Here is a 7,388-nt window from a genome sequence, read left to right as displayed (position 1 = left end):
CGGCGGGCGGAGTGGGTTCGATTCGGTGCGGGGGGCCAGGAGCGGCGCTCCTCGGGCGTGGGCCACGTCAGCTCCCCGCCGGACGGACGAGCGAGAGGGCGGTTCGGATGATGATGCACACGTCCTGCCACAACGACCAGTGGTCGATGTAGTGGTTGTCGAATCGGGAGCGGTCCTCGATGGAGGTGTCCCCGCGCAGCCCGTTGACCTGCGCGAGACCGGTGATACCGACGGGCATCCGGTGGCGTGCCGCGTAACCGGGATGGGTCTTGCTGAAGTTGGCGACGAAGAAGGGGCGTTCGGGGCGGGGTCCGACGAGGCTCATGTCGCCGCGCAGGACGTTCCAGATCTGCGGGAGTTCGTCCATCGACGTACGGCGCAGGATGTGGCCGACCGTGCTCATCCGCCGGTCGTTGGCGACGGACCAGCGGGTGGCGGCCTCGGTGTCGTCGGCCGGGCGCAGGGTGCGGAACTTCAGCACGGTGAAGGGGCGGCCGTTCTGCCCGACGCGTTCCTGGCGGAACAGCACACCGGGCCCGTCGAGGAACCGTACGGCGAGCGCGCAGGCCAGCAGCACCGGCGAGACGGCGACCAGCGCGATCGCCGCCACGGCGATGTCGAGCAGGCGCTTGGCGAGGGCGCCTCGGGGTGGGGCGGGCGGGTTGACGCGGTGGCAGGTGTAGCCCCAGACGTGCTGGGACATGCCGCGGCGGGTGCCGGACCTGACGACGGTGTCCCAGGGGCCGGCGCCGACGAACCAGGTGGCGCAGCCGTACTCGTGGAAGAGGGAGACGAGCCCGGCGCGCTCCTCGTCACCGCCGGCGCCGTCCGGGCCGTCGACGAACACGGCCTGCCGGACCCCGTTCTGGATGACGGCGCGGTGGATCTCCTCGACGGTGGAGAGCACGGGGAGCCCGGGGGCCGGGGTGTCGGCGTCGGCGGGGTGGTCCTCGCCGACGCCGTCGTCGTGCGGGCCACCGTCCGGGCCGGCGGGCCCCTCCGCCTCCACGGGGGCGACGATGCCGACGGGCCGCAGGCCGTACTCGGGATGCCGGGCGAACAGCGCCGCGAACCGCCGGCCCGTCGGTCCGGTGCCCACGACGAGCGCGGATGACAGCCGCTTGCGCGCCGTGCGCCGCCGGTATCCGTGGACGACGGCCCGGCCGCAGCAAGCAAGGAGCAGTTGGGTCGCGCTCCCGGCCAGCAGGGCGGCCAGGCTCAGCGCGTGTGTGGGGTGGAGCGCGGCGAGCAGCGCCGCGGAGGCGCACCAGGCGACGAAGGTGCGCGCGGCCAGTGCGGGGAATTCGTCCAGTGCGGTCCGCGGGCCCGACGGCCGGTAGAGACCGGCGTACGCGTTGAGGACGGCGACGCAGATGAGGAGTTGCGCGATCAGCAGCGCGTGGCGCTGGCCGGAGTCGAGTAACGCGGTGCCGATCACGGCGGACAGCCAGTCGGACGCGAGGAGCGGCAGCCCGAAGCGCAGGGGGGCGGCCGTACGGCGGCGGGGTGGCAGCGCGAGGCGGTCGGCCCCGTCCTGCCGGGCCAGGAGCGAGGCGTATCCGAGCGGCGGCCGGTTCTCGGTCGTGACGGTCGTCGGTCCGGGGGCGCCGGGGGCACCGGGGTCGGCCGGACCGCGCGCTGTCGATCCGCGTCCCGACGGCGCGGGGACGCTGGTGCTTTCCGTGTTCACCGGGGAATCGGCTCCCTGCGCTCGGAGAGCGGCACGGCGGCCACGTCGCGGTACACGTCCGCGATGGCTCGCGTGGTCCGCCGCACGTCATAGGTGCCGCGTACGTGTTCGTGGCCCTCGCGGCCGAAGGTGTCGCGCAGCGACGGGTCACGCAGCAGCGCGGTGATCGCCTTCGCCGTGGCGGCGTGGTCCTCGGGCGCGGTCAGGCAGTGTGCCCGCTGGTGCGGCAGCAGGCTTTCGCGCGCCCCGTCCACGTCGCTGAGCAGTACGGTCCGTCCGCTGGCCATCGCTTCGAGCGGTGCCACCGCCATGCCCTCCCAGCGGGACGGCAGGACGACCAGGTCGGCGGCCCGGTACCAGGGGGCGGTGTCGGTCACGGCTCCGGCGAAGAGCACCGAGGGCGGGGCGCCCTCGCGCAGCCGCTCGGCGTCGGGACCGTCACCGACGAGTACGAGACGGGCGTCGGGCAGGTCGCGCAGGACCAGCGGCCAGGCCCGGAGCAGGATGTCCTGCCCCTTCTGCCGGCAGAGCCGTCCCACGCACACCACGAGGGGTGTGTCCGGGGGGAGTTGGGCGAGCAGGGGGAGCGCGGCGCGGCCGGCGGCGGTGGAGGAGAGGTCGTCGGCGGTGTCCGCCGGGCGGAAGCGGTCGGCGTCGACACCGTTGTGGACGACGGACCAGGGAACTCGTACTCCGGCGCGCTCGCCCCGGCCGCGCTCGGCCTCGCTCACGCAGACGACGCGCGCGGTCCAGCGGGCGGCCAGCCGCTCCCAGCCCCGGGCGAGGGCCGCCGTCGTACCGCTGACCGCCTCGAACGACCAGGCGTGCGGCTGGAACACGGTCGGGATACGTCCCCGTACGGCCAGGCGTCCGGCGAATCCGGCCTTCGCGCTGTGCGCGTGCACCACGTCGGGGCGGATCCGTGCGACGAGTTCGGTGACGCGGCGGATCTCCGCGGGCAGTCCGAACCCGGGGTCTCGGGTCGCGCGCCAGACCTCCGTCTCGGCGCCGAGCGCCGCGACGTCCGCCGTGAGCGGGCCCCGGTCGGGGCAGGCGACGACGACCCGCATTCCGGCGGCGACTTGGGCGTGGACGAGATCGGCGACGACGCGGCCCACTCCTCCGTCGACCGGCTGGACGAGATGGAGAACGGTGAAGCCGGAACGTGGACTGTTGCTCGGTTGCGGCACGCGCAAGTCACTCCATTCGTGGTCTCTGGTGTCGTGGATCGGACAATCGGGAAAACGCGTCAGCGCTGTTGATGCGCAGCGGAATGAGCCGGCTCAGCGCCGCGCGTCCACCGCTACAAAGAGCGCGCCGAGCCAGATCGAGTCGCGCCCGGTCCGGAAAGTGACGTTCATAGTGTCGCCTCCCGGGACGAGTGCTTCCCGCAGGTCGAAGAGATCGGAGTCATATCCGAGACTGTTCTTGTAAGCGGGTTGTCGTTTAATCTGATTGACACCCGCGTCTGCGATGCTGGAATTCAGCACGTCGTCGGCCGAGTTGGCGGTGTCGCCGATCGGGCGCGCTTTCCCGCTTCCCGTTCCGACCGTCAGCGAGTCTCCGGCGGTCCCGGGATCCCCGTCGTACGCGACGACGCCCAGGGCGCCCGCGCCGCCCGCCGGCGTGCGCAGCTTGCCGAGCCCGACGCGCAACTGCCGGTTCCCGGAGTCGAGCGCCTCGAAGCCGTCCCAGATGGCCAGATGACGCAGCGGGTCCTGGGCCTTCTCGTACGCGACGGCCAACGTCCAGCCGCCCCACGCGCCCGCCGCCGTCCTGCCCATGGCGACATTGATCTGCGCCACCGTGTACAGACCCGAACCGGCGGAGCGCACCAGGGGCGTGACGTCCGCCGACGCCTGGTAGGCGTCGGCCCCGCCGGCCGTACGGTGGCCGATCAGGGTGTCGGACAGGACTTCCCTGTACGAGCCGCCGGGCTCGGCGATCAGTACGCGGCCGTTGTCCTTCGACGGCTTCTGCTCGCCGACGCGCAGGTTCCCGCCCCAGTAGAGACGGGCGTAGCTGACCGTGGCTCCGGCCGGCAGGCGCACCTCGCCCCGGGTCGAGTTGTAGGTGTTCGGGTCGTCGTCGAGGTCCGTGTAGAACATGTCGAACCGGTCGTTGGAGGCCGTGGAACCGTCCCGCGCGGTGACGCAGGCGGCGGCGTCCGCCGGGGTGACGACGGTGAACTCACCTGTGGTCCGGCAGGTGATGGCCGAGTTGGCCGCGCGGACGATCCCGCCGTGCTGGACGGCGCGGTAGCGCTCGGCGAACGGAATCCGACTGGCCTCTTCCGCGGCCCGGACCGCGGAATCCGGCATGGCCCGCGCCGCCGAATGGGAGGACGGAGCCATTGCGGTGACGGTCACGGCCGCCGTCGCCATGACGGCGGTCAGCAGACCGCGCCTTACAGCATGAACCACGGAATGACGCATTAAGACTCTCCGACCCCAAGTATGAATCGACAGTGCACCCTTACAGACGCGGACTGAAAATCACGTGAGCCGCGCGGACCGTATCAAGGCACAGTCGCTTTCCCGGAATCGGGCCGCTCGCAAACCTTTCCGAGGGCCCTTTAGCACTCTTCGGGCGATGCCGCGTTTCCCGAACGGCCGCCGGTCGTTGAGCCTGTCGCACCATTCGTAAATCGAAAGGATATGGTGATGAAGCGAGTCGCTAAGTCCGTCGTCATGGCAACGTCGAGCGCTGCCTTCCTCCTCGCCGGCGCCGGAATGGCTTCCGCCACCGGCCACAGCGGCGCCTCCGCCGAGGGAGTCGCGGCCAACTCCCCGGGCGTCCTCTCCGGCAATCTGATCCAGATCCCGGTCCACGTGCCGATCAACCTCTGCGGCAACACGGTGAACGTCGTCGGCCTGCTCAACCCGGCCTTCGGCAACACCTGCGTCAACGCCTGACCTTCGACGGAGCCCGAGCTCCGTCGGCCCACGGCCGGCGCACCGGGCCCGGCGGCACCGCCCGCCGGGCCCGGAACCGTTTCTTCACTCATTCGGGCCGCAACCGATCAGCATGCCCCGCGTTGATCGGTAAGTCGGGCAACTGCGCCCGCACGGCCATTCCCCTCAAGACCGAGGAGCTCATCCCCATGTCGCGTATCGCCAAGGCTGTTGTTCTGTCCTCCGCGGCCGCCGCCGCCGTCGTCGGCGCCTCCGGTGCCGCCATCGCCGACAGCGGCGCCCAGGGCGCGGCTGTCGGTTCCCCGGGTGTCATCTCCGGCAACGTCGTCCAGGTTCCCGTGCACGTGCCCGTGAACGTCTGCGGCAACACCATCAACGTCATCGGTCTGCTCAACCCGGCCTTCGGCAACACCTGCGTCAACGCCTGATCCCGACGGCAGCCCCGACTGCCGTCACCCACGTCAAGAGCCGCTCCCCCCATCCAGGGGCGAGCGGCTCTTCCGCTGTACGAGGGTATGTCCGGCCACCCTTTCGGCCGCGACACGCGTACCGGACGGGTGGCGATCCGCCGGGGTCCGATGCAGGTCAGAGGGGTCGGGGCGGCCGATTGGCGCACAGGGAGCGAAGGTTCCGATCAGTTGCGGGTCACGGTGCGGCGACTCACGGTGAAAACGAAACCCCCACCCTGTCCTGAAAGGACCATTCATGCGTTCCCACGTTTCCTCCCGCGCCGCAGCCGCCGCCGTCTGCGCCGCGCTCGTTCTCGGCACCGCCGGAACCGCCGTCGCCACCGCCGGCACCGACGAGACGCCGACCGGTGTCACCGCCGAGACGGCGACCAGTGCCCCGATGGCCGACGTCGCTGCCGTCAAGCAGCAGGCCGAGGCCCTGAGTTCGCTGTCCGGCGCCATCACGCCGGTCACCGACCTGCTCGCCGACGTGCTCGAAGCGGACAACGGCCAGCTCGCCGCCGCGGACATCGAGAAGCACCAGACGGCCATCAAGGAAGGGCTGGACGCGGTCAAGAACGCCGCCCCGGCCGCCCCCGCCAAGCCCGCCGACAACACGGGCAACGCGGACGCGATGAACCCCGTCAACGCCGTGGGCGCCGACGGCAAGGCGTCGGCCCCGGCCGACATGACGGTCCAGGCCGTCGACTCCGTACAGAAGTCGACGGACGCGCTGCTCAAGGCGGCGGCCGCCAAGGACGCGAAGGCCGTCGCGACCCAGTCGCAGGCCGCCGTGACCTCGCTGGTCAACCTCACCACCGCGCTCGTCATGGACCGCGGCATGCCCGCCCCGAACCTGCCGGGCCTGCCCGAGCTGCCCAAGCTCCCGGGCGCCGAGCTTCCCGCGCCGGCTCCGGAGCTTCCGGGCGTGCCGACGACGCCGCAGGGCCAGTAACACCGAGTACGCCAGAGCGGCCGTGCCGGTCCCGTCACACGGGGCCGCACGGCCGTTCGTCGTGTCCGGGACGGCCGGAGATCGTTACTGAGGGCGAGGCCAGGACACGAGAGAACAACCGTTGAAAGAAGGATTCACCATGAAGCCCATGAAGGTCGCCGCGGTCATCGCCGGTTCCGTACTGACGCTGGGTGCCGCCTCCCCGGCGTTCGCCGCCCAGAACCTCCCGATGAGCCTGAACGGCGGACTGGGCGGGGCACTCGAAACGGTGACCAACCAGGAGACGCTCGACGCCCAGCCGGTACGGACGAACGCCCTGGACCCGAAGAACGACGGCTCCCTCGTCAACAGCGTGGGCGATGTGGCGGACGGTCTCACCGGCGGCGCCAAGGACGACAAGGGCAAGGGCGGCAAGGGCACCGACGGAGGCAAGGGCAAGGGCAAGGCCGACAAGGGCAAGGCGGACAAGAGTGGCAAGAGCAAGAGCGGTAAGGCCAAGGGCGGCGCGATGCTCGGCGGGATCCCGCTCGGCCGGTAGTCCCCGGCTCCCGTAACCCCCGCGACAGTGGCGGCCGTTCGGCGCTCCCGCGCTCATGCGCGGGGACACCGGACGGCCGCTCTCAGCTGGTCCAGAAGTCCCACCAACGGGTCAGGACGAGCATCCCGATGGTCCCGGTCCACAGGACGGGCAGCACCCAGGGGAACTCCCCCAGCGCGCCGCGCAGCCCCGCGGGCGCCGGCAGGATCCGGTGCGTGATGTTGTGCGTGGTGACGTAGGAGAACATCACGATCGTCGCCACCCACGCCAGCGAGCACCACAAACAGAGCGAGCCGATGCTGTAGAGCGACTGGTACTGGAGCCAGGCGCAGAAGGCGACACCGAGGAGCATCCCGGCGTTGAGCCCGAGCCAGAACCAGCGCCGGTAGCGCGCCCCGGCCAGCAGCCCCGCGCCCACGCAGCCGACGATCCCGTACGCCACCAGACCCAGCATCGGATTGGGGAACCCGAACACCGACGCCTGGTCGCTCGTCATGATGTTCCCGCACGAGACCACCGGGTTCAGACTGCACCCCGGTGTGAAGCCCGGGTCCTCCAGCAGCTTGAACTTGTCGATCGTGATCACCCAGGACGCCAGCACACCCGCCGCGCCCGTCACCACCAGCAGCCACGCCAGCGCCCGCCCCGCTCCGTAGCGGCGCGGCCCGTCCCGCAGGGCCTCGTCGCTGCCCGCGCCGGAGGCCGGCGCGTTGTCGATCACTACTGTCGTCATGGTGTGCTCCACTGGTTCGGTCACACATTCGAATGTGCGTTCTGGCTTTCCCCGCGACACGCCGGGCGCAGTGACTCGGGGGCCGAGTACGGCGTTTCCACGGCATGA

8 protein-coding genes are annotated in these 7,388 nt (G+C 71.2%); 4 read left to right on the top strand and 4 right to left on the bottom strand.

The genetic code is table 11. The features are described 5' to 3' along the window. Positions 1–67: 67 nt before the first annotated feature. The 3 genes from GXP76_RS32535 to GXP76_RS32525 all read right to left on the bottom strand — a co-directional run bounded on the left by GXP76_RS32535 (position 68) and on the right by GXP76_RS32525 (position 4,125). On the bottom strand, positions 68–1,690 hold the full coding sequence (locus tag GXP76_RS32535) for a sugar transferase (protein WP_242575216.1): 1,623 nt from the start codon (positions 1,688–1,690) through the stop codon (positions 68–70). Then, on the bottom strand, positions 1,687–2,880 hold the full coding sequence (locus tag GXP76_RS32530) for a glycosyltransferase (RefSeq protein WP_242575215.1): 1,194 nt from the start codon (positions 2,878–2,880) through the stop codon (positions 1,687–1,689). Before GXP76_RS32530 ends, GXP76_RS32535 begins: the two co-directional genes overlap by 4 nt. A gap of 93 nt (positions 2,881–2,973) precedes the next feature. Further along, positions 2,974–4,125, bottom strand: coding sequence for a DUF3344 domain-containing protein (locus GXP76_RS32525; RefSeq protein ID WP_242575214.1), 1,152 nt, complete (start codon positions 4,123–4,125; stop codon positions 2,974–2,976). Positions 4,126–4,353: 228 nt separating this feature from the next. Here GXP76_RS32525 and GXP76_RS32520 point away from each other — a divergent pair, with 228 nt between their 5' ends. The 4 genes from GXP76_RS32520 to GXP76_RS32505 all read left to right on the top strand — a co-directional run bounded on the left by GXP76_RS32520 (position 4,354) and on the right by GXP76_RS32505 (position 6,547). Then, positions 4,354–4,605 (top strand): chaplin, encoded by a 252-nt coding sequence (locus tag GXP76_RS32520; RefSeq protein WP_242575213.1) that lies wholly within the window; start codon positions 4,354–4,356, stop codon positions 4,603–4,605. Positions 4,606–4,793: 188 nt separating this feature from the next. Further along, positions 4,794–5,033 (top strand): chaplin, encoded by a 240-nt coding sequence (locus GXP76_RS32515; RefSeq protein WP_242575217.1) that lies wholly within the window; start codon positions 4,794–4,796, stop codon positions 5,031–5,033. A gap of 277 nt (positions 5,034–5,310) precedes the next feature. Beyond that, the gene (locus tag GXP76_RS32510; protein WP_242575212.1) at positions 5,311–6,009 is read left to right on the top strand and encodes a hypothetical protein; all 699 of its coding nucleotides are present in this window, start codon (positions 5,311–5,313) and stop codon (positions 6,007–6,009) included. Between the two features lie 139 nt (positions 6,010–6,148). After that, the gene (locus GXP76_RS32505; protein WP_242575211.1) at positions 6,149–6,547 is read left to right on the top strand and encodes a hypothetical protein; all 399 of its coding nucleotides are present in this window, start codon (positions 6,149–6,151) and stop codon (positions 6,545–6,547) included. A gap of 82 nt (positions 6,548–6,629) precedes the next feature. Here GXP76_RS32505 and GXP76_RS32500 read toward each other — a convergent pair whose 3' ends face one another. Beyond that, positions 6,630–7,280: a vitamin K epoxide reductase family protein gene (locus GXP76_RS32500; RefSeq protein WP_242575210.1), complete on the bottom strand. Its 651-nt coding sequence runs from the start codon at positions 7,278–7,280 to the stop codon at positions 6,630–6,632. Between the last annotated feature and the right edge of the window lie 108 nt (positions 7,281–7,388).

Origin of the sequence: Streptomyces sp. NP-1717, assembly GCF_022695985.1 — a bacterium.
GTDB lineage: Bacteria > Actinomycetota > Actinomycetes > Streptomycetales > Streptomycetaceae > Streptomyces.
The sequence above is the reverse complement of the archived record's forward strand: the minus strand, read 5'-3'. Positions and strand labels throughout refer to the sequence as shown.